This window comes from Bremerella sp. TYQ1 (assembly GCF_020150455.1).
GTDB classification, from domain to species: domain Bacteria; phylum Planctomycetota; class Planctomycetia; order Pirellulales; family Pirellulaceae; genus Bremerella; species Bremerella volcania_A.
This window is the reverse complement of sequence record NZ_CP083740.1, coordinates 717936-739344: the sequence shown is the minus strand read 5'-3', so window position 1 is coordinate 739344 and position 21409 is coordinate 717936. Positions and strand designations below refer to the sequence as shown.

Below are 21409 nucleotides of genomic sequence, written 5' to 3'. Positions count from 1 at the left end.
CTGTCAGCGCTTATAGCAAGTCGTCGAGGGATGATCTAACGTAGAGATAATCGCGCCGCGCCGACGAATTTGTTGGCAATCCTGGCAACTAAAACAAATCGATGTAAGTGGCTCTATAAGACCGTGACTAAATCTGCTTATTGCTTGGTGGTTAGCGTTGCATTTTCGCTTGGCAGCTTTGCCTTTTCCGCCAATGGGCAGGAGCAAATTCCCCGAGAAAAGCGGCCTCGTATTGTTAACGTGCGGCTCAGTATCTCCGGCCAATCCCCTCAGCCGCCGATTTTAAAACATCGTTTGCTCCCCCAAGTAAGCGACCAAATCCCAGGCAACGCGGCGCTGCTTTATTATCGAGCTGCGTTCATGTCGCAGCAGGTTCGTACGAAACTCGACGATGGTGGAGCGGCGCTGGCAAAGATAAAGACCTGGCGAGATTTACCCCCGGAAGAGTTACCTCTGGACAAAGTTCAGGAAAAGATTGCCCCCTTCGAGAACGCACTCGCGGAGCTCACAATGGCTGCTCGGCGCGACTCTTGCGACTGGGGATTGCCTCTTCAAGAATCGGGCGATGGCGTGATCGATCTTACCTTTATGGACTTGCCCGAATTCCGAGATTTGACGTCGGTACTAGCCCTGAGAATTCGGCAGAAGATTGCACAAAACGATTTCGACGGTGCTCTCGCAGATATTCAGGCAGGCTACACATTGGCTGCCAATCTTGGCGAGGGAGAAACCACGCTGATTCATGCCCTCGTGGGCTATGCGATCACAGGCATCATCGATGAGCAAGTTATGGCTCTTCTTGCCATGCCCGATTGCCCGAATCTGTATTGGGCATTTACCAACTTACCTAAACGTCGCGTCCCCTTAGAAGGTGCGTTGAAGTTCGAGCGAAGGATGGTCTATGCCCTGTTTCCTGAAGTGCTCGAAGCCCGTCGTACGGAACACAACATCGCCGAGTATTGGCAGCAACGATTGCAAGTAGTAATTGATCGGCAACAAGCGGCCTACGCCGCAGACAATGATGGAGAAAAGCTTCCATTCTATGAGACGTTGGTGGCGAGTCAGTCCCCGCGAATCAAGATTGAGCTGGCCGAAAAGTATGGCTACGATCCCTTAGCACTTTCAAAAATGACGTGGAACAAAGCGGTCCTACTTTATTCAGGGCTCGAGTACGAGCGAATCTGGGACCATTCGTCGGCACCTCTCGGGCTTTCGTACCATGAAGCGAAACCGTTTTACCAGCAAAATCCACTGGAAGATCGTGATGGAATGCTGCAAGGAGACCCGTTTCTTATCGCTGAGCTTTACATGCCGTCGTTTCAGCAACTGCATAAGGCGGTGGCGACTGCCCAATTGCGTGTCGAATTAATGCGGACGGTTGAGGCAATTCGCGACTACGTTGCCCGTGAAGAGAAACTCCCCGACGCGTTGTCGCAAATCAGCATCCTTCCGCTACCCGTGAACCCGCTAAACGGCGAGCCGCTTTTCTATAAGCTCCAGGAAGATGGCAACGCAATCCTGAAAGGCACGAGTGTCGACGGCTCGAACGAATATCATCTCGAAATCGTATTGCGAGAAACGTAGAGAACTCCAAACTTCGTTGCCGAAGCAGCCGACTGCTGCTCGTTACCTATTGAAGATCACGCCACTTGATGTCTCAGATTTGGGGAGCGATTACGTCTCATCCTCAGATACCACGACCAGGCGATCTTCTGGGTTTAACGTCCAGCGGGTGTTCTTTTCGGGGATCAGCGTAACGCCGAAGTTGCGGTTCATATCGTTTTCTAAGGCTTGAACCTTCAGACCAATGCAAACTTCCTGTCGCTGCTGAGCGATGTCCATCATGTCGGCGAACGATACTTCGACAGGGAACGAATCGAAGTAGAGCCGTGCCGGTTTCAGGTAGATTTCGGAGCCATCTTCTGAGAACAAGTCGTCGTAGACCGTCTTGATGCTCGCTTCTTCGCTGATCTGGGCCAGGATCGTACTGACGAAACGATTGGAGATGATGAAGTCGTGCACCCCTGCCCTGGCGACCAGTTCTTGATTGTCGGAGTCCATCACTTCCGTAATGATTTTGGTCTTCGACGTGTCGATGTCAGGTCCCGCTTCCGAGAAAATCTTCCGCAGCAAGATCAGAATGACGATCGTTTCGGAGTCAGACGTTTCCGAGTCCGCTTCGACGTCGCCGGAGCTCAGGATGATGATGTTGTCGTAACGAAACGGCTCAAGTTCCGTCAGCGAAGGGATATCGGTGGGATTCCCTTCGATCAACCGAACCGTCAAGTTCTCGAGTTCTTCGTCGAGGTTTGTCACGGCTTGCCGAATCAGATCGGTCGGCTCACGCAGCATGATGTCGATCTGTGAGCCTGCTTGCACGTAGTCGGCATACTCGCGAACGATCATCGGAAGCTTTTCATTCCAACCAATCAGCAGTTCTCGCTCGACCGTCTGCTCGTTCTTCTTGCCATCGGCCAGCTTCAGGCCTGTTGGCTTGGCGACCGGTTGTTTGACGAACTCGATCGTCGAATCGTCTTCCGCGAGAATCAAAATATCGTCGTCTGGTTTCATCACCATGTCGGCGTCGGGGTTGATGACCACCTCGCCGTCGCTGTGCCGCAGCCCGATAGGCACGCCGTCAGGAAAGTGATATTGAATTTCACCAAAGGCGATCTCGCTCCAGTCGGCACGATGGAAATAAAGCTCGCAGCCATCAAACGAAAGCATCTCGGCATACACAACGCTTAGACCAAGGGAACGGCTTGTTTGGACGAGCAGTTTGGCCAAGATCTCTTGTCCGTCGATGGCCGTCACTTCCGGCGAAATGTCTTCGGCAATTTGTCGACTGCGTTCAAAGAACAATTCGGCGACGATGTTCAGCTCTTCCGCTTCGCCATCATCCCGCGAGGCCATCACACCGAGAATCGTCTTGATCGTACGAATATCGCTGGCCGCTTTTTCCGCGTCCGATGCCGCCTCGGGACAGGAAGCCAGCACGACCACACTTTTGCTGGTCGGCAGCGAGACCATTTCGAGATTTAATTTTGCCGAGGGCTTCCCGGAACGCGTGACGATGCGGGTCGTGCGGCGATCGGTGACGTTCACTTTCAGGAAGTCGTCCATCTCTTCCTTCGGCACATCGGCCAGAATCACGACGCAGGCATCCCGTTCGCTTTCGTTGGCAATAATCAGTTCCCGCAAAATTTCCGAAACGCGATGATTCCAACCCAATATCAACGTATGGTCTTCTTCAATGACGCGTGAAAACCCTTTGCGCAGTTCGGCCAGTTTCTGGTCCAACGCGGTCGTGATGAACGCGATCAGCATGGAAAGAATGATCACTCCGGCCAGGCCGGCGAGCACGCCAGAAATCTTATACAGCGGCGAAGAGAACTTGTCCTGGTTCATGTTCCCAGGGTCGGTCAGTTCCAAAAAGATAATGTACGTCTGCCCCAGGAACGAGTCGTGCGTTTCGTGCGAAACCCCTTTCGGTTCGACCAACATGCTGAGCCCGCGCAGCCCTGCGAGAAACGCGAAGAGCACCAGGAACACCACGACCAGGCTCACGAAAATCGATCCGCCTCCTTTGGAAATAAACGAATCGAATTGGTACCGCAAGCGTTCACGCAAAGTGGCTGATTTCACAGGTGCTCCTGAAGACGAAAGAGAGACATTCGCGATGGGGCTGAACGTGGGTGTGCGTCGCTCCAAGTCTTATAACCACATGGAACGATTCGGTGATGGAAGACTTATAACCTAGCCACGGAGCAGATGCCAGCATTTATCGCGCGAATATCTCTTCATCGTTCATTCGACCTGCATTTCGCCGATGGCGACGTCTTCATACGAGTTCTCGTTTCCTTCATCCTGGATCGAAGTGAACCGCACCATCTTCACCCCTTCGACCGGCTTCCGCGGCACCGCTTCCATATTCGGACGCGCTCCGCCGACTTCGTCGTCCCAGTGATACAACACTTTCCCCTCATCGTTCAGCATCTCGACTCGACCAACCAGGATGGTGAATCCTTTTTGCCAGGGCGGTTCACGATTGGGCAAAATGGTCACGCGGCGAACTTTGACCGGATGCGGGAACTCGACCGCAATCCAGGGCTGCTTTCCGAATGCCGCCGCATCGCCCCGCGCCGTGAACCAGCTTTTCAGCGGATTCTCATCGAATGCCAGTTCCGGTCCCCAGCCGACCCAGTAGGTGCTGCACGAGAACTTCAGCTTCTCGCGATATTCTTTAATCAAGCCGTTGCTGTTCTCTTTCGCTTTCTCAGGTCGCTCTTGAGCTACCGCCATCGTCGAGCCGACCCATAGCATGGCCATCGTCAGTAATAGTGTTCGCCGTCGATTCGCTAACATCGTTCGCTCCCCATCTTTACGCACCCTATCGAGATTCCTGATTGGCACTTTCTATTAGGCGTCGTATTCTCGTTGCCAGCAACAATTTTGCTTTTAAGTGTTGACGATTTGTCTTGACTTGCGGTTTCCGTTTTTTGGATAATGTGGGTAAACCCTATCGCCTTTTCACGCCACGAACCCTCCACTGAAAGGTTCTTCCCGATGAAAGCCCGTTTCCTGCTCTCCGGCCTCGCCTTATTGGCCATCACCACGGTTTCGTTGATGGCTGCTGATATCAATCTGGACGATGTCAAATGTATCATGAACCCCAAAGCGGCCGCTAAAGCGGACAAGTCGCTGGAATACAAAGGGGGCGAAGTCTTCTTCTGCTGCAACAACTGCCCCAAGGGATTTGCCAAAAAGGTTGAAGCCAAAGACAAACTCGTCATGGCTAAAGGCAACCATCAGCTAGTCGCCACCAAGCAGGCCAAGCAAGAACACTGCCCTTTCACCGGCGGTCCAATGAAGACGGAACTGACCGTGGAAGGTGCCACCGTCAAGTTCTGCTGTAACAACTGCAAAGGCAAAGCAGAAGGCTTGGAAGGTGAAGAACAAATCACCGCACTCTTCGGCGAAAAAGCTTGGGAGAAAGCTGGCTTCGAAGTCGCCGACGCCAAGAAGACCGAAACCAAATAGTCTTTCTCCACCAATTCATGGCAGCTAGACTAAGGGCCATCACTCGCGATACGTCGCCTGTGATGGCCCTTTTTTCTTTTCCCCCCCGCGCTCTTCCTCATTCCTATGACCTACACCATTTCTTGCGATTGTGGTCAATCGCTTCAAGTCACCGCGCTGCAGGCCGGGACAACCGTTGCGTGTCCCTGCGGTCAGGCCATCGATGTTCCGACGATGTCGACCCTGCGGCGTCAAGCTGGCGAGACCGCCATACCTCAAAACGTCGTCGAGAAGATCCAAGGGATGGTATCGCGTGAAGAGCTTCCCTCGAACACGACATGCCCGGTCACCGGATTGCCGGCCGATACCAAAGTTTACCTGCACGCCGAGTGCGAACGGACGTACACCAAGCATAGCGGTCCGACCGGCGGCGCCGATCGTTACTTCATCGCCCTGATCCTGCTCGGCTGGTTCTGGGCCGCCATCTACCTAGTCGGTCGATACACCTTCGGCCGCAAATCGTCGGTCGAAGAATTTGGTCGAGACGTCGGCGTCACGTTTCCCTTGTTAATCGCAGCCACGGCTCAAGAACAATTCATGGGCACACGCAATCAAAAGAAGCTGAAGCAATGGATGCAATCGACTCCTATCTATGCCGAGCTTTTGGAAGAATACCCCAGCGCCAGCGTGACACACTCTTCGCATTGAATGCGATTCCCCCTACACTAAACACAGGGACACAACGTTTCATCGAAGCAGGCGAACCTGATGAATCGAGAAGATACGCCGCGCAGCCTTCTAGTTCATGGCGACCGTCTTCGCGCATTTCGCCAAGCTGTCAAGCTTACGCAAGAGGAAGCCGCCAATCGATCCGGCTACACCGATCGCCTTATTCGCAAGCTCGAGCGGGGCGGCCCCGTTAATCTTCAAACGTTGCGGGACGTGCTCGACGCCTACTCCGAGTTGTCCGCGGAGATTCGTGCGGTGCATTTGGAAGAACTGATCATCCAGCATCGCACGCCAGAGCAGCTGATTCGTGAATGGTTCGAGCGTGTCTTTAATCAGCGTGATTTCTCCGCGATCGACGAGCTGATGCACCCCGACGTGGAACTCTTCGCCGAAGGAGAAACACGGCACGGCCAAGAAGTTATTCGCCAACGTATCGCGGCGTTGCTGGGCGCCTTTCAGCCATTGAAGATCACCGTCGAGAGCATCGTGACCGGTCCGGATCACGTGGTCGCCTACTGGCACGTCGTCAAAACACATTCTGGCGAATTTCTCGGCATCCCCGCAACCGGCAAAGAAATCGAACTCCGAGGAAGCTCCTACGCCCGCTTCGTCAATGAACAAATTATCGAAGCCCGAGACCACTGGGACGTGCAAGATCTCATTCAGAAACTGACGGGCCATCCAAGCAAACCGGTTTAGACACGCCGACTTATTGCTTGCCGCGAGACCTCGCCATCACAAAGTCCCGCAGACGCAGTCCCAGAACCACTCCATAAATTAATGCTCCCATCGTCACAAATGCCATCATCGTAGGATAGACCTCGTCGATATTCCAATCGCCCGTAGAAATCCAATCCACAGTCGGCTTGATAAGAAAGCTGACGATGAGGAGCCCAATGCTCGATGCCAAGTTGACACAGTCTTTTGCAAATCGACTCGCCATGGGCCAAACGTCCGATCGATTCATTCCGGACACCGCACTTCGATACATTGCCTCCACAGCCTCGCCATGTCTTCGACTTGGTCTACCATTTCCAAAATGGCGTCGTTACGTTCAACGGTGGCCGCCAGTCGACATTCTGCCATGAGCTTGTCGATATCGTCTAAGCCTTGCAACGTCCGCCGCTCCGATTCGGTTCGCTCGGGAGCGTCGGTCAACCATCCGTCCAACTCAACGGTGAACGAAATATACATATAAGCAAATCCCGAAAAAGACCAGCTACGTTCGCAATGATCCGACCACCAGGTCAGATCAATCCCGTCTCCCAGCGGTGGTGGTAATTCCCTTCCAACGCAGTTCTGCTGACAAACTTCGAACGCCATTAAAAACTGATGTGCCGGATGCTCCTCCGGTAGATCATATAACGGTCGATTGACGCGATAGACATGACGTGGCATAGCGTTGACCAGGACTTCTCATACTGTTCACAGCGCGTTTCTTGCTTCGCTTTCCTTTATAAACTACAAGGTAACATCGACGAAAGAACTTCACTTGGAAACGTCACAACTGCGAACGTGCCATTCAAGTTGCCAGCCGCAAAGACGAAGGAACACAATGCCACGCTCATCATCCCTTCCCACAATCACCCAACTCGGCCTCTGGTCGCTGACGATGCTGGCTGTATTAACCGTGGTATTCGGCGTACTCGGCGTGTTTACGTTTGCCAATTTGCGGGAGTCTTCGCATGACGCCACAACGGTTCAAAATATGAAGCGGATTGCGTTGGCGATGCACAATCATCACGATACGTTTGGCGTTTTGCCTTCGGCCGCCGCTTCAAGTCAAGCAACAGGGCCACCTCAGTCTTGGCGAGTCAAGTTACTTCCATTTCTTAAAGAATCGGAGTTGCTGAAGAAGTACGATCTGCAACAAGCTTGGGATAGCCCGGCGAATCTTGCATTGTCGAAAACAACGCCTGAGTTGTTTTGCTCCCCTTTATGCGATGAAGCCGGCAAGACGCCGTTTGTGGTGATCGTCAGCGAACAGACTGCGTTTCCCGGCAAGAAGGGTATCCACCTAAAAGACGTGACCGACGCATATGAAAGCACGATTCTACTGATCGCCGATTTGGAAAACCCCGTCACGTGGAGCGAGCCAGTCGACCTGCCCCTGGACGAGTTCCTGAAGCGTTACCCAGAAGAAACAATTCATCAGAAGGGACTGCTCGTCGCGATGACCGATGCCCAGATCGTCCGCATCGTGAAAGCCAGCCCGGCAGAGCTGCGAAACCTGGCCACCATCAGCGATGGCAACATTGCACAGTTCGAGCATCAAGTTTTGAAGCGGCCCGGCTACCAGGACAGCGGTTTGATAAACGGCCTTTAACCGCAAGTCCATTGGTTCGCCAAATTGATCTGCCCCAATGGACGCCTCTTGCACATTACGAACTTGTCCCTGGCAGGACAGGTTCATGCCACAAATCCGTGCAACCTCTGCGCGGACTCCCATCTGGCCTTCGGCATGCGCACAGTGTCAACAAATATCCTCAATGATATTTTAAATCGTTGGCACAATACTTCGTACCACTATTGGCCATAATTGCGTACTAAGGGAGCGTGAGTCGTCATTGATATGGCGAAATGCCTGATCTGCCATGAACTCGCCCAAATTGCTCTTTGCGTCATCCTCAATAGGCCTAAACTTTGCTGATATCGCGGTATAGCGTGCTTCGTGAGTTTTTTCCAGAAACGTCGCGACTCGCAAATTTTTTTCCTTTATACCCTGTACCCGTTTCAGAGAGCGCTTCCATGAAAAAAACCCCCAAGTGGTCCCCGTCCGGATTTACCCTGGTCGAACTGTTAGTTGTCATCGCCATTATCGGCGTACTGATCGCCCTGTTGCTTCCCGCCGTTCAGCAGGCTCGCGAAGCGGCTCGCCGAATGCAGTGCACCAACCAAATCAAACAGCTCGGTCTCGCGATCCACAATTATCACGACACCTACAACAAGCTTCCTTACATTCAGCATGCCGATGCCGGTTCGGGATCGACTGCTCAGCGTGGCCCTTCGTGGATCGTTCGCATTCTTCCTTTCATTGAGCAGACTGCAGCATACGACCAAATGGTGTTCACCGGCGACTGGAGCATGGCCGACGGTGTGAACCCGAATGCGAACCTGGTCGACGACTACTACGTCGACGGTCTCAACTGCCCATCGAGCCCGCTGCCAAGCATGGCCGAAGAATCGACCTCGCAGCATGGCACGCTAAACCTGCAGCGTCCGAGCTACGTTGGCATCATGGGTTCCTACTTCCAAGGCGGCACCAGCGGCACCACCTCGACCGAGATCGCTTACAACAACTCGTACGGCGGCGGCGGTAAGAACGGTTTGTTCGTCCACCATGGCGAAGGCGTTTCGGCGATTGGCTTGGAAGCGGCAACCGACGGGACGAGCAATACGATGCTGGTCAGCGAACAAAGCGACTATTTCTATAAGTCAGACGGCACCAAAGTCGAACGCCGTAAGAGTGGTCACCGTGGCGGTGCTTGGAATGGCGGTGCATTGAGCACGCAGTGGCTCGATTGGCCTGCCAATGCCACGACCATTCGATACCCCATTGCCACCGAAGGGGGCACCGGCAACTCGCAGAATTACCACTCGAACGTAGCCCTCGTTTCAGCTCATCCTGGCGGCGTGATGATGGGCCTGGGCGACGGTTCGGTCAGCTTCCTTTCCGAAACGATCGACTTCCGCACGATGACCGCTTTGGCCGACCGCCAAGATGGCGCCGTCGTTGGCGATTACTAATCGAGAAGGAGCTTTACCTACGATGAACCATTACGTTATTGCCGGCCGTTCGCTCGCTATGCTTCTCGGCGTGGTGCTTCTCACAACGGGTTGCACCCAAGCCGACTACGGTGACCTCGGGCGCGTTTCTGGAACGGTTACGCTCGACGGAAAGCCTTATCCCAACGCCGAAGTGACGTTCTCGCCAGAAGCGGGCGGGCGTCCCTCGAAAGGGATCACCGACGAGTCTGGCCACTACGAGCTGATCTACATCCGGACGACCAAAGGTGCTGAACTAGGCACCCATGCGGTTCGCATCACCACAATTCCCAAGGAAGAATCGGCTCCCGGTCAGGCCCGAAACGCGACCTACAAAGAACCACTTCCGACCCGCTACAACACACGGTCGGACTTGATGCGCGAAGTCGCCCCAGGCGACACGACAATCGACTTCGATTTGCAGTCGAAGTAAGTCCTGCCGCTTCATCGCATCCATTAAAAAGGGAGGCCTGATCCAAGTGATCAGGCCTCCCTTTTGTTTTCGTTGAAGCTGGCCAACTTAGCCAACCTTCTTCAGCAGCGAGACGCGGCCGCCGACGACCCATTCGGCCAGGTAGATGTTGCCGTTTTCGTCGAAGGTTGCTCCGTGTGGGTGGACGAACTTGCCGGCGACCCATTTGTCGGGCTGACGGCGAACCTGGCGGCCGTTGGCATTCACTGCTTTTCGCCACTGGGGATCGTCGTCCAAGTAGGTCAGCACGTTGTTGTCTTTGTCCAACAACGTCAAGCGCGAATCCAATTCGCCGACCAGCATCACTTCGCCACGTACGTCGAGCGACGATGGATAGACCAGGTTATCGACGTAGCTCAAATGCTTGCCGTCGAGCGTGAAGTATTGCAGGCGATTGTTCGCGCGGTCGGTCACGCACAACGAAGGCTCTCGACCGGGACGCGTATCGACATACAAACCGTGTGGGCAATTCAGTTCGCCTGGCTTGGTGCCGCGGCCACCCCAGCTGCGGACATAGTTGGCGTCGGCATCGTACTGATGTACAAAGTTCGAGCCATACCCGTCACCGACATAAAAGCCACCATCTGGGGCAAGCGCGACGTTGGTCGGCTTGTACTTGCTGGCGTTGGGATACTTGCCTGACTCCTGGGGGAAACCCTTCGTCCAAACCACTTCGCCGTTGAGATCCATCTTCGCGACGAGGCGATTCTTCACGTCGCTCAAGTACAGGAACTCCTGCCCACTTTCGCTGCGGAGGTCCAAGCCATGGCCGCCGCCATGAAACTGCTTGCCGAACGAACGGACATACTTGCCGTCGGTATCGAACACGACGACCGAATCGATCGGATCCTTGCCCGAGCTTTGGTGCGTGATGTAAATCAAACCATCCGCGTCGATCGCCACATCGTGGGTCGCACCCCACTGAATGTTCGAGGGGAGATCGCCCCAGCCATGATGGCACTCGTAGACGTATTCGCCGGAGCCGACTCGCAGCGGGGTCGAGCCCGATTTGTTCTCAGCACGCAGAAACAGAGGAGCTGCCGCGACCGAAGCCGCCGCAGCCGAGGTTTGCAGGAATTGTCGTCGATTTGGCAGTGACATAAGGCGAAGGGTTCTACCTGTAAGTGGGCAATAATGGAATTACGGGCACGCGCACCGCCGGTACGCGATATCGATTCTATTAGAAATCGCCCGGTCCACAATGCCCCTTCGCCTGATTTGCAAAAAGGCCACTCGCAAGGTTTTTCCTGCCGTTTTTGCTGTTTAAGAAAACGGCATTGCCTCAATCGCCGCAACGAATAGCAATTCGCTCCGTGTTCGGATTAGCGTCGCGCTAAACGGCGACGAACGGTGCCGTAGAACGCGCTGGCTGGCAGCGGTTCTTCCGCGGAGATGTCGAGCAATTCGACCAGGTCCGCATCGGCTGCTTTACTGAGCTCTTCTGCCGAGATCTTGCCGTCCTCGTTGGCGTCGACATTGGCCAACAACAAGCAGTACCCCAACGCATTGGCTCGCAAGCTGGTTTGCTGCAACACCTGGTGGGTGATCTCTTGCTTGGAAATCGCACCATCCTGATCGGTGTCTTGTCGGCCGAACATCATCCGCGTGCGGCGATCGAAACCGTCGTCGTCCAACTGGGTTCCTTCTTCCGCTTCTACTTGGGTCGCGAATTCTGCTTTGGTGATTCGGCCATCGCTATCAGCGTCCAGCTTCAAACCTTCGGCAACCTGACGATCGACTTCCTTTTGCAATGCTTCTTTCACTTCGTCGAGGGTGACCTGACGATCGCGATCGATATCAAACGCCACCAGCAACACGGCATCGGCTGACGTCGTTGCGGCCGATCCTCCTCGACCACCGCCGCCACCTCCGTGGCTGTGTCCCCCTCCGCCATGGCTATGACCACCGCCGGCAGCCATTTGCGAACGCATTTCTTCAAATGCCGCTTGGAACTCTTCCAAGCTCACCTGCCCATCCTCCGCGAACTTGGAACCACTGAGACGCGCGTTGATCTCGTCACCCTTCAGCAGTCCATCGCCATCTTGGTCAAACGACTTGAAACGTTCGGCAGGATCGAATCCGCCGCGACCACCACCGCCGCCACGGGCAGCTCCGCCACGATTTCCGCCCCCACGATTGCCCCCTTCTTCAGAAGCCATACCGCCACCGCGATTACCACCACCACGTTGTCCGCGTTGCCCTCCCGCGGATGGCGTTCCTGCTTCCGCGGGACTTTGACCACGACCGCCACGTGCCTGGCTACCACGTTCCTGGCCACCTTGCCCGCGACCACCGCCACGGTTGCCTCCTCGGCCGCGGCTGGCCGAAGCAGATTGGGTCTCTTCCGTTTTCGCTCCGAAACCAAGCGGACGGACCGCTTTAATCAAGCTTAGCAATGGCAGCTTGCCATCTTTGTCGTCATCGAGAACGACAAAACCTTTTTCAATCGAAGCGGTCATCTCTTCGACCGACGGTGCCTTCGATTCTTCGGCATTGGCAACCACGGCCGGGCCAACGATGAAAGCGAGACAGAGGGAAAGGGAGGTTCGCATCGGGTCTATCCTGAATTCTTTGAGAATGTTGTCTTACTTCGAGCGTGCGTGATTATCTGGCCGCGGCGACTTCGTCGGCAGGAGCTTCGTCCGCTTCCACTTCGACTTGAGCGGCAGCCGGTCGGCCCCCTCCTCCGCCGCCACCGCCGCCTCCACGGCCGCGGCCTGACGTCGAAAGGCTATCGTGCATGCCGACCATCAACAGCACGGCACAAATGACGCTGGCCACCAGGAATCCGCCGCCCCAAAGACGCGTTCGCTTGATTTGCCACCACATCAGGATGCCGGAGATGCCCCAAAACACCATCGACAGAAACATTGCGTCGACCATCAATGCCCAGAACCAACGCACGTTCCAATGGGGCGAGTACATCCGTGCCAGATGCAAACGCTGTAGGAAGCTCTTCGTTTCCATTTCAGGCTTGGAATCTTCACGCAGCGCGGTGATGCTTCCGTTACCAAGATTGCATGTCACCACGCAGGGAACGCCGTCGACGTCGGCCGAAAACATCAAGTTTGCACTACGTCGGCCTGGGGAAGCTTCGCCTGAGGACAGTCCCAAGTCAGAAAGAACTTGCGGCGTCGCATCTTGTGCTTTGGCCAGGGCGTTGTCGTTCAAATTGACGCCGCGAATGTCTTGCAGCGGATTGCTTGGCGGAGCGTCGGTCGGCTCTTGATTCTCATTGGCGAAAGTCGTTCGGACTTCCCCATGCCCTGTGACGGGGTCGATCTCGATATTGTGCTGAGCACCATCGGCGAACACCGAGAACTTCAGGAACCCGGTGAACTCGGCAGGGCGTGTATCGGTGAGTTTGATTTCCGGCCCATCAACGAGAAACGATTCGATGTTCAGCTCGTCCACAATTTGCGAAGCCATTGCGTCGGGCTTCGGCAGTGCGGCGAGCTGGCCATCGGCGACATCCGCCGCGTTAAACGTGGTGACCTGATCTCCGGTGAAATAGCCGGGATGGTTGAAGAACCAACCGGTGAAGCCATACAGCAGCACCCACGGCAACATGAAGATGCCGGAATACAAATGCACGCGGCGGATCAGCTTCAGCGATTCATTCCACGCTTTGTCGAGGAAGCCTTTCTTCTTCGGCACCGGCTTATCTTTACTGCCCGACTTAGCACGAGCCGCAGCCAGGATCGAGGCCGTATCGCTCGCAGGCGCTTCCTGCTTTTGAGCCTCGGGGGAAAGTTCGGTGGTCGACATGGTGTCGTTGCAGCCTTACAGGACGTGAGGAATGAAGCATGGGAACCGTCAGGCCGCGCGCCTTGCCCCCAACAATTGAAAGGAACTTCGCAGGTTAATATTCGCCGAGCACTTCGCGGCCATTGATCGACCAAAGCCCATGCCAGGTGAACAAGTCAACCGTTTCGGCAACGAAGGCCACACTTCCATCAGCCCGCGCAATGTTGACGCCGCCAGGATGATTACTACGTGGTCCGTTGATCGCTAACGCATGGGCATAGAGATCGGGAATCTTGCTATTGGGTGGCAAATAACCGGTAAGCGAAGCAGCACGGCTGGAATACAGAAACCAGGTATTGCAGCGACGTCCCTGGTAATTGGCCGCGGAGTTCACCTCGGATAGAAACGTACTGTCGATCACGCCGGCGGCAAACGGTGAAAAGCAATCAAGCCCACCATTGGTGTTGTCGCGGCGACAGTCCCCTTCGGCCACCAATCGCATCAATTCGCGTGCAGAAGGATTCGTACTGTCGTCAATCGGCCCCATCAGCGTCTCGGAAATCATCACGGTGTTCGAAAGACCGTCGACAACATCGCGTGCTTTTACCTTGGAGCCCGAGTACATGAAACCGTCGGTCTTCTTGGTGTAGTCGTAAGTCGAACCGACACCACTACCGAGGTTAATCCCATAGTTACAAGGCGCCTGCGGTGGCGTGGTGCCTTTGCGGCCGACCTCTTCAGGGTAGAGATCGACGAGACCATCGCTGGGGCACAAGAAGAAAGGAATGTGTGTCGAGATCACGTCAGGCTGATCGCGGGGAGCGACCTCGAAATCGATCAAGTCGTAGACGGCCGTTTGCTCGGCGAAAGGAACCAGTCGAGCCAAGGGAGAAAACGCATGACCGCCGCCCAAACTGATAAACTCAGGGAAATGCCCGTAGGTGCTTTCATGGTTGTGCATCGCCAATGCAATTTGCTTTTGATTGTTGCTACATTGCATCCGCCGGGCCGCTTCTCGAGCTTGCTGTACGGCAGGCAAAAGCAGGGCGATCAGGATGCCAATAATGGCAATCACAACTAACAATTCAACCAGCGTAAAACCGCGACGTCCGCGCATCGGATCGTTGCTCCAGCTTGGGGGGATCGGGGGGAGTGAATCGCTTTCCTCAGATGCCCTGGAAGCTGGCTTCGCCCGATTTGACGTAGCTGGCAACACCTTGAGACAGATTCTCAATACCATAGAAACCTGCCTCTTGATGCGTCAAGCACCAAAATGGCCGACTCGCCATAAAATCGATATAGAAAGAAGCGCAGCGTTACAATCCCGCGCGTAAATCCCTGCTAACGGCACACCCTCGCATTCAGCTATGGACAAACCACCCACCAGCGAGCCGTTAGTACTCCGTCACCTTCCCGGTGGCTGGCACGCCTTGGGGGTAGCTTAGAAGATGCTCGGCACTCTTGCGGCCGTTGCAGACAATCGTCGCTGGCGAAACCTCATACTCGCCAGGCTTCGACTTCGTCAGCCGATCGACCTGAAAGCCGACCACCGTCAGCTCTTCGCCTGGCATGTCTGGCCGCCGCATCAATGTCACGCCATCCTCCCCCGTCAGCGCCCAATAGCAGCCAGTCGAAGCCTTCATGCGAAGGTACCGCCCAGTCCCCGCAAACACGTACACCATCGCCGGAAACCTATTCCCCGGCGGCAAGCCATCCGGAGACGTATACATAAATCGCGTCCCGGATGGAAATTGAAGATTGGCCAGGTTCGTCGGGTACCATGCAGCCGAGCGCGGCACGCTCTCGCCGGCATCCTCCAGCTGCTTTTGCATATCGGCCATGGCGGTCTGTCGAGCCTGATTGTCCTCGATCAACTGGGCATTCACGTTCCGAGAAATGGCCAGCGCGTTTTCCAGCTGCTTGACGAAAGGGTTCGTTTCCTTGTTTGCCATGTCAAGCTGAATCTTCAACCCGCTGATCGCCGTTTGGGCGTCGGCCATCGCAAGCTCCGATTCCTGCTGGGCCTCCTCGAAGTCCCCTTCCCTTTGAAATGCTTCCTCTTGAAACTCGCGGAGGAACGTCACCTCGTTGGTCGCCATCTCGAGGTTGTGCCTCATCCGTTCGGTTTCCTGCCGCTGGCTCTGATTCACGTCGGCCAATCGCCATATCTCTTGAGCCCCCAGCCACGCCGTCGACAGCAGCCCCACGAATGCCAGCCCCGCGAGTGCAACAAACGTTCGCCCTAGCGACGTCAACCGCCGCGACTCGCCGTCGCGCATATCCCCCAACACCGGCACCAACGCCAAAGCCAAGATCACCCCGCCCAGCGCCGCATTGAAAGCCAAAATAGTCATCGCAACCTAGCAAAAGAAAAAGAACCCGCGAGCAAGAACGCCCCGCTATTCTCCCCAGATCCGCCCCCGCTACAAGCATTTTTTAACGAGGCGTGTTTGGAATGATTCAGACACCGCGGACTAACACTCAATCGAGAGCAAATCCGATTTCCGCTCCAGACAATAATCAAGCCAACTCAAAAACTCGCTTCGCAGCCGGGCCATCTCTTCCGGAAAATCGTAACAGGCTACGTCCATCTCGCAGCCATCCAACGCGACCCGTTCGCGAAGCATCTGCGCGTAAGTCATGTAAGAAACCGATTCGTCAGGCTCAACAAATCCAAACGGCGGTGGGTTCTCGCCAAAAGAAGTTTCGATCTCCAGCTTCCAGATCGCCGGCATCTCGACACGCGAAGGAATCCGCGTTCCGCACGTCTCGCCCAACCACCGAAACGATTTAATCAGCGAGTAAGTGTGTCCCGCAGGCGGTGCCTCCAACCCAAAGATCGCCTTCAAAACGACCTCTTCAACCTCCAGGTTCACATCCTCGTCGGCCAAAAAGTCACGAAGCGCCTCATCGACCAACAGACGACTCGTAACCAAATCAAGCCCCGCAACATCCGCCAGGCAAATCGAATAGGCAGAAGCGTAGTAACCCATGATTTGCCTTTTGCCGTGTTACTACGAATTGGGTGACTTTGGAAACAGCCATGCCCCAATAGCCGCGCCGCTTAGCGCCAAAAGAAATGGCCCCGGCATCAGCAGCAGAAAGACCCATTCACTCGGGCCCCAGATCTCCCGCACCACCAACCCCGCGGAAATACTCCCTCCGAAGCCAAGGATCGCGCCAGACAGAGTCGCCCACCACCTTCCCGGTTGAATCGCGCGAGTGAAGAACTTAATGGCCCATTGCTCTAGCATGACTTTCCCGGCCAAAGTGATCTTTTTTCGTCACGGAACTCTCTATTCAAATATTCGTAATAAGCGGAATAGCCAGGGTGCCATGCTCACGTCCGCGTGGGCATGTGAATTACAATAAGCTCAACTACCATCTTCAGGCAAGGTTTGCTCAGCAATTACTTTTCCGCCATCGCCGTTAAACTGTCCTGGGTCCTATATGCATACCAAAAGTAGGATGCCGTTAGTTCCCTGGCGACTGCACAATTCAATCTCAAACGTCAGAGGGATGGTGCCTGGACATTGGAGGGCAGTTCGATGATAGATTGCCGAGACATGTACGAATCAAACTCGTTTGCAGGGCCTTTCAATGAGAGTGAGTTCGCGGCCTTTAAGAACTGGCTAGTTGACTGCAGAGGCGAGAAGTTTCGTTTTGACGAAGACTATGTTGAACATTTACGCATTCATCACGGTGGCCGTGCAAAGCGGAAGTATTTTCGCACGCAGAATGGCGTATTGCATGTCGTTGGTCGGTTTTTGAATTTTGCCGACGACTCGCATCCACTTGCAGAATACAACGTGGAAGCTACTTGGAGTCAACTTTCCGATCGAATGGGAGATTACTTGATACCATTTGCGGAGCTCTTCGGCGGAGATTTCTTATGCTTTAATCATCATTATTATCCTCCTAGTATCGTTGTCTGGTATCACGATCGATCTATTCCAGAAGAAGAACCATATTGCGAAGCCGTGACGTCGAGGTTTGGCGAGTTACTTGAACTTCTTACTGACGACGAGTGAGAGCATTTTTTTCGAGACGACGTCCTGTGCAATAAGCAAAACCGCGAGTTAAAATCGGCACTTGGTCTTACGGACGCCAACGAATCAAAGTCAGGAAAGGGCCAGGGTGCCATGCTCACGTCCGCGTGGGCATGTGAAGTTCGATACGGTCAACCACCCTCGCCCGGTAAGATTTGGCAATCAATTCCCTAACAGTCATCGCGGTTAAATCGAAAAACTGAAGACATGCCGACGAAGACGACGGCATGGCACCCGGTTCTTCTTTACTCCTCGGTGATCTCGGTGCCCTCTGTGGCCAATTCCTCTCGAATTCTCCCCCGTTATCCCCTCCCCCACTTCTCTGCTAAAACATAGGGAGCCCCTAACTTTCTGTTCAGCTGAGAGGAACATGCCCCATGTCGCGGAATAAGAGTCACGATTTGTTTGCTCGTGCCAAGCATTTGATGCCTGGGGGGGTGAATTCGCCGGCTCGTGCGTTTGGGGCGGTCGGGGGCGAGCCGATCGTATTTGAACGGGGCGAAGGGGCCTATCTGTTCGACGTCGACGGCAACCAATACATCGACTACATCGGGTCGTGGGGGCCGATGATCTTGGGGCATCTGCATCCTGCGGTGCGCGAGGCGTTGCATGCGGCGGTCGATCAGGGGACCAGCTTTGGGGCTCCGACCGAACGGGAAAACACGCTGGCCGAACTGATCATCGACATCATCCCCTCGGTCGAACAAGTTCGCTTGGTGAACAGCGGTACCGAAGCGACGATGAGTGCGATTCGCCTGGCTCGCGGGTTCACCGGTCGCAACAAAATCGTCAAGTTCAGCGGAAACTATCATGGCCATGTCGACAGCCTGCTGGTCGCGGCCGGCAGCGCGGCGGCTACGCTCGGTGTGCCGAACTCGCCTGGCGTGACGCCTGGCACCGCCCAAGACACGATTGTTCTGCCGTACAACGACCCCGACGCTTTGAAGCAACTGTTCGAAGAACAGCCCAACGAAATTGCCGGCGTGATCTTCGAACCGGTCGTCGGCAACATGGGATGCGTGCCGCCGATGCCAGGTTTTCTGGAAGCGATCCGTGAGAATTGCGACCACTACGGCGCCGTGATGATCATGGACGAAGTGATGACCGGATTCCGCGTCGCCGCCGGGGGCGCCCAAGAGTTGTATGGTATTAAGCCCGACCTGACGACGCTGGGAAAGATTGTGGGCGGCGGTCTGCCGATCGGTGCGTATGGCGGTCGGGCCGATATCATGGGACACATTCTGCCGGCCGGCGAAGTGTTTCAAGCTGGCACGCTCAGCGGCAATCCGTTGGCTACCGCAGCCGGCGCGGCGACGCTGAAGACCCTGAAAGAAACGAACCCCTATCCGAAGCTCGACAAACAAACCAAAACTTTGGAAGATGGTTTGAAAGCCGCGGCCGCTGCAGCCGACATTCCCGCAGTGACGGCCCGCGTCGGCAGCATGCTGACGTTGTTCTTCCACGATAGCCCGGTCCGCTGCTGGGACGACGCCGCGACGTGCGACACCGCGCGTTACGGGAAGTTCTTCTGGGAGATGATCGAGCGCGGCGTCTACTTGCCGTGCAGTCAGTACGAAGCGATGTTCATCTCGGCGGCCCACTCAGATGAGGACATCGCCAAAACGATCGGCGCGGCGGAAGAATCACTCGTTGCGCTAAAGAAGTAAGATTTCGGCCCATCACGAGCCGCAGCGAAAAACGCCAAGAATCGCTGCGACGCGCATTTTAACAAAGTATTGACCAAGTACCCAAATACTTTGCGCGAACTATTCGTGATGTATTGACCAGTTCTGCCCCGCGCTACATCTGCTTGGGGCAGACAGGACGCCCTAAGAAGAGTCGTTTTCCAACTTTTCTTCGGCGGCACTCTTGCGGTAATAGTTGGGATTGAGCGACCAGAAGTCATCGGACCGACCAGCGAGAAAGTCCGTAACCCCAACCCTGCCAACGGCTTCGGCTGTCGGAGCCCATTCGTTCTCGTCAACGACACGAACCCCTTCCGGCAGAAACGATAATTTATTCTTCAGCCCTGGCCCGGTGATCGATTCTCCGGCGTCCAGCGATTCCATAAACTGTTTGTCATCCACGATTTGCGTCGGTTGCACTTCGACGTAAGTGCCTGACTCGTTCCGCTCGAACGCAGCATGAAAAAACTGCTTCCGCTGAGCATCCATCACCACATGCAAACGGGACACATGGTCGTCACAGCGCTGAGCAATAGTCCTCAAAGTGTTCACGCCAACGGTGGTAGCCCCTGCGACGTAAGCGATTGTCTTAGCAGTCATTACGCCGATGCGCAGCCCCGTAAAGGAACCTGGCCCTTGGGCGACGATGACAAGCTGGAGCTCGGACGGCTTCCACCCGGCCTCTTCGATCAACTGCTGCAAAAGTGGCGTAATCGCTTGTGTTGTAGGCAACGCCGGGTCGAGCCATTGCGATGCCACAAGTTCACTGCCCATAAAAAGAGCAAGCGAGCTTTGCCGAGTCGAGGTATCGATAGCGAGAGTCTTCAAGGGAGGTTCCTTGACCAGAACGATGGGGTAATGATCGCCCCTTAATGAGTTAAGGTTGGCGACCAGTGGCTGATTTTGCCGATCTTACCTGATGACCGCCACGGGATCGAGTTGCCATTTCGGTGCTGGCATAGTAGGCGTCTTGTGCATTGTTTTTTGGTTATCTTGACCGCCGGTAAGCTGCCACCTAAATTTATATCCTATATCAGGTTGCGACGGCTTCCCTAGAAATAGACTCGCCGCATCGCGAAAAGCGAATGCATCGTACAACCGCGGCGAGATCGACTCCAGACCTTGAATAACGGAAAGGTAGTCGGGCGTGAAACGTGCCCTCATCAGCGACATCCACGGAAACTTGGAAGCCTTAAACGCGGTCTTGGACGACATCCGTCAGCAAGGGATTAGTGAAATCTACTGCTTGGGCGATGTTATCGGCTATGGCCCTAACCCCGTGGAATGTCTCGACATGGTGCGTCGCAAGTGTGCGATGTGCTTGCTCGGAAACCACGATCAGGCGGCTCTATTTGACCCCGAGGGGTTCAACCCAGTCGCCTTCCGCGCCATTTTGTGGACGCGTGATCAGATCGATAACTCGTCCGGCGGCGCCAATGCCGTTAACGAGCGTTGGGATTTCCTGGGGGAATTGCCCCGCACGCATGTGGAACCGAGCCGACTTTACGTGCATGGTTCGCCGCGTGATCCGACCAACGAGTACGTCTTTCCCGAAGACGTTTACAACCAACGGAAGATGGAGAATTTGTTCGACCGCGTCGAGCAGTTCAGCTTCCAAGGTCATACGCATATTCCTGGGGTTTTTACGCCAAGTCTCGAATTTTTCGGGCCTGACGAATGCGATCACGAATATCGCTTCGGCGACGAAAAGGCGTTGTTCAACGTCGGTAGCGTCGGACAGCCGCGCGATGGCGATCCTCGCGCGTGTTACGTGATTTTGACCGACGAATCGGTCGTGTTCCGCCGTGTTGATTACGATCCAAGCGTGACCGCGAAAAAGATCTACGATACTCCTCAGCTCGACAACATGCTGGGCGATCGCCTGCGTGACGGCCGATAAACGCAGGAACTCCGACAGCCAGCCGCTATTAGCACCGAGCAAG

At 55.1% G+C, this 21409-nt stretch carries 21 protein-coding genes; 10 read left to right on the top strand and 11 right to left on the bottom strand.

The features are described from left to right. Positions 1-123: 123 nt before the first annotated feature. Positions 124-1584, top strand: coding sequence for a hypothetical protein (locus LA756_RS02755; RefSeq protein ID WP_224438358.1), 1461 nt, complete (start codon positions 124-126; stop codon positions 1582-1584). 90 nt (positions 1585-1674) lie between these two features. Here the strand turns inward: LA756_RS02755 and LA756_RS02750 are convergent, their stop codons facing one another. Next, positions 1675-3645 carry a hypothetical protein gene (locus tag LA756_RS02750; RefSeq protein WP_224438357.1) on the bottom strand — a complete coding sequence of 657 codons (1971 nt, stop codon included), beginning with the start codon at positions 3643-3645 and terminating at the stop codon, positions 1675-1677. Positions 3646-3807: 162 nt separating this feature from the next. Next, positions 3808-4365, bottom strand: coding sequence for a discoidin domain-containing protein (locus tag LA756_RS02745; RefSeq protein ID WP_224438356.1), 558 nt, complete (start codon positions 4363-4365; stop codon positions 3808-3810). Between the two features lie 201 nt (positions 4366-4566). Here LA756_RS02745 and LA756_RS02740 point away from each other — a divergent pair, with 201 nt between their 5' ends. The 3 genes from LA756_RS02740 to LA756_RS02730 all read left to right on the top strand — a co-directional run bounded on the left by LA756_RS02740 (position 4567) and on the right by LA756_RS02730 (position 6447). Next, positions 4567-5040 (top strand): hypothetical protein, encoded by a 474-nt coding sequence (locus LA756_RS02740; RefSeq protein ID WP_224438355.1) that lies wholly within the window; start codon positions 4567-4569, stop codon positions 5038-5040. A 105-nt stretch (positions 5041-5145) separates the two neighbouring features. After that, positions 5146-5727, top strand: a complete 582-nt coding sequence (locus LA756_RS02735) for a hypothetical protein (protein WP_224438354.1) — start codon at positions 5146-5148, stop codon at positions 5725-5727. Between the two features lie 60 nt (positions 5728-5787). Next, positions 5788-6447: an ester cyclase gene (locus tag LA756_RS02730; RefSeq protein WP_224438353.1), complete on the top strand. Its 660-nt coding sequence runs from the start codon at positions 5788-5790 to the stop codon at positions 6445-6447. 10 nt (positions 6448-6457) lie between these two features. Here LA756_RS02730 and LA756_RS02725 read toward each other — a convergent pair whose 3' ends face one another. Together LA756_RS02725 and LA756_RS02720 are read right to left on the bottom strand one after the other, a co-directional pair. Then, on the bottom strand, positions 6458-6715 hold the full coding sequence (locus LA756_RS02725; protein ID WP_224438352.1) for a hypothetical protein: 258 nt from the start codon (positions 6713-6715) through the stop codon (positions 6458-6460). Continuing rightward, a complete protein-coding gene (locus LA756_RS02720) occupies positions 6712-6942 on the bottom strand; it encodes a hypothetical protein (protein ID WP_224438351.1) in 231 nt (76 codons plus the stop codon). The genes LA756_RS02725 and LA756_RS02720 overlap by 4 nt, the downstream gene beginning before the upstream one ends. Before the next feature lie 361 nt (positions 6943-7303). On the opposite strand from LA756_RS02720, the gene LA756_RS02715 reads away from it, so the two are divergent. The 3 genes from LA756_RS02715 to LA756_RS02705 all read left to right on the top strand — a co-directional run bounded on the left by LA756_RS02715 (position 7304) and on the right by LA756_RS02705 (position 9946). Then, positions 7304-8074: a DUF1559 domain-containing protein gene (locus LA756_RS02715; RefSeq protein ID WP_224438350.1), complete on the top strand. Its 771-nt coding sequence runs from the start codon at positions 7304-7306 to the stop codon at positions 8072-8074. 422 nt (positions 8075-8496) lie between these two features. Further along, on the top strand, positions 8497-9495 hold the full coding sequence (locus LA756_RS02710; RefSeq protein ID WP_224438349.1) for a DUF1559 domain-containing protein: 999 nt from the start codon (positions 8497-8499) through the stop codon (positions 9493-9495). A gap of 22 nt (positions 9496-9517) precedes the next feature. Next, a complete protein-coding gene (locus LA756_RS02705) occupies positions 9518-9946 on the top strand; it encodes a carboxypeptidase regulatory-like domain-containing protein (protein WP_224438348.1) in 429 nt (142 codons plus the stop codon). A gap of 87 nt (positions 9947-10033) precedes the next feature. Here the strand turns inward: LA756_RS02705 and LA756_RS02700 are convergent, their stop codons facing one another. The 6 genes from LA756_RS02700 to LA756_RS02675 all read right to left on the bottom strand — a co-directional run bounded on the left by LA756_RS02700 (position 10034) and on the right by LA756_RS02675 (position 16725). After that, positions 10034-11086, bottom strand: a complete 1053-nt coding sequence (locus LA756_RS02700; RefSeq protein WP_224438347.1) for a peptidase — start codon at positions 11084-11086, stop codon at positions 10034-10036. A gap of 221 nt (positions 11087-11307) precedes the next feature. Further along, positions 11308-12537: a hypothetical protein gene (locus tag LA756_RS02695; protein WP_224438346.1), complete on the bottom strand. Its 1230-nt coding sequence runs from the start codon at positions 12535-12537 to the stop codon at positions 11308-11310. Between the two features lie 52 nt (positions 12538-12589). Next, a complete protein-coding gene (locus LA756_RS02690; protein WP_224438345.1) occupies positions 12590-13753 on the bottom strand; it encodes a PepSY domain-containing protein in 1164 nt (387 codons plus the stop codon). Between the two features lie 94 nt (positions 13754-13847). After that, positions 13848-14849, bottom strand: a complete 1002-nt coding sequence (locus LA756_RS02685) for a DUF1559 domain-containing protein (protein ID WP_224438344.1) — start codon at positions 14847-14849, stop codon at positions 13848-13850. A 277-nt stretch (positions 14850-15126) separates the two neighbouring features. Further along, positions 15127-16086 carry a hypothetical protein gene (locus LA756_RS02680; RefSeq protein ID WP_224438343.1) on the bottom strand — a complete coding sequence of 320 codons (960 nt, stop codon included), beginning with the start codon at positions 16084-16086 and terminating at the stop codon, positions 15127-15129. Between the two features lie 120 nt (positions 16087-16206). Next, on the bottom strand, positions 16207-16725 hold the full coding sequence (locus tag LA756_RS02675; protein ID WP_224438342.1) for a hypothetical protein: 519 nt from the start codon (positions 16723-16725) through the stop codon (positions 16207-16209). Positions 16726-17298: 573 nt separating this feature from the next. Here LA756_RS02675 and LA756_RS02670 point away from each other — a divergent pair. Next, positions 17299-17763: an SMI1/KNR4 family protein gene (locus LA756_RS02670; protein WP_224438341.1), complete on the top strand. Its 465-nt coding sequence runs from the start codon at positions 17299-17301 to the stop codon at positions 17761-17763. Positions 17764-18158: 395 nt separating this feature from the next. Continuing rightward, positions 18159-19448 carry a glutamate-1-semialdehyde 2,1-aminomutase gene (gene hemL, locus LA756_RS02665; protein WP_224438340.1) on the top strand — a complete coding sequence of 430 codons (1290 nt, stop codon included), beginning with the start codon at positions 18159-18161 and terminating at the stop codon, positions 19446-19448. Between the two features lie 162 nt (positions 19449-19610). On the opposite strand, the gene tsaB is transcribed toward hemL, so the two are convergent. Then, entirely contained in the window at positions 19611-20294 is a 684-nt protein-coding gene (gene tsaB / locus LA756_RS02660; protein WP_224438339.1) for a tRNA (adenosine(37)-N6)-threonylcarbamoyltransferase complex dimerization subunit type 1 TsaB, read from the bottom strand. A 319-nt stretch (positions 20295-20613) separates the two neighbouring features. Here tsaB and LA756_RS02655 point away from each other — a divergent pair, with 319 nt between their 5' ends. Further along, the gene (locus tag LA756_RS02655) at positions 20614-21366 is read left to right on the top strand and encodes a metallophosphoesterase (RefSeq protein WP_224438338.1); all 753 of its coding nucleotides are present in this window, start codon (positions 20614-20616) and stop codon (positions 21364-21366) included. Positions 21367-21409 lie beyond the last annotated feature (43 nt).

Coding starts and splice junctions, on each gene's coding strand:
- LA756_RS02745 (WP_224438356.1), bottom strand. CDS start 4,365: ATGTTAGCGAATCGACGGCGAACACTATTACTGACGATGGCCATGCTA.
- LA756_RS02740 (WP_224438355.1), top strand. CDS start 4,567: ATGAAAGCCCGTTTCCTGCTCTCCGGCCTCGCCTTATTGGCCATCACC.
- LA756_RS02735 (WP_224438354.1), top strand. CDS start 5,146: ATGACCTACACCATTTCTTGCGATTGTGGTCAATCGCTTCAAGTCACC.
- LA756_RS02730 (WP_224438353.1), top strand. CDS start 5,788: ATGAATCGAGAAGATACGCCGCGCAGCCTTCTAGTTCATGGCGACCGT.
- LA756_RS02725 (WP_224438352.1), bottom strand. CDS start 6,715: ATGAATCGATCGGACGTTTGGCCCATGGCGAGTCGATTTGCAAAAGAC.
- LA756_RS02720 (WP_224438351.1), bottom strand. CDS start 6,942: ATGTATATTTCGTTCACCGTTGAGTTGGACGGATGGTTGACCGACGCT.
- LA756_RS02715 (WP_224438350.1), top strand. CDS start 7,304: ATGCCACGCTCATCATCCCTTCCCACAATCACCCAACTCGGCCTCTGG.
- LA756_RS02710 (WP_224438349.1), top strand. CDS start 8,497: ATGAAAAAAACCCCCAAGTGGTCCCCGTCCGGATTTACCCTGGTCGAA.
- LA756_RS02705 (WP_224438348.1), top strand. CDS start 9,518: ATGAACCATTACGTTATTGCCGGCCGTTCGCTCGCTATGCTTCTCGGC.
- LA756_RS02700 (WP_224438347.1), bottom strand. CDS start 11,086: ATGTCACTGCCAAATCGACGACAATTCCTGCAAACCTCGGCTGCGGCG.
- LA756_RS02695 (WP_224438346.1), bottom strand. CDS start 12,537: ATGCGAACCTCCCTTTCCCTCTGTCTCGCTTTCATCGTTGGCCCGGCC.
- LA756_RS02690 (WP_224438345.1), bottom strand. CDS start 13,753: ATGTCGACCACCGAACTTTCCCCCGAGGCTCAAAAGCAGGAAGCGCCT.
- LA756_RS02685 (WP_224438344.1), bottom strand. CDS start 14,849: ATGCGCGGACGTCGCGGTTTTACGCTGGTTGAATTGTTAGTTGTGATT.
- LA756_RS02680 (WP_224438343.1), bottom strand. CDS start 16,086: ATGACTATTTTGGCTTTCAATGCGGCGCTGGGCGGGGTGATCTTGGCT.
- LA756_RS02675 (WP_224438342.1), bottom strand. CDS start 16,725: ATGGGTTACTACGCTTCTGCCTATTCGATTTGCCTGGCGGATGTTGCG.
- LA756_RS02670 (WP_224438341.1), top strand. CDS start 17,299: ATGTACGAATCAAACTCGTTTGCAGGGCCTTTCAATGAGAGTGAGTTC.
- hemL (WP_224438340.1), top strand. CDS start 18,159: ATGTCGCGGAATAAGAGTCACGATTTGTTTGCTCGTGCCAAGCATTTG.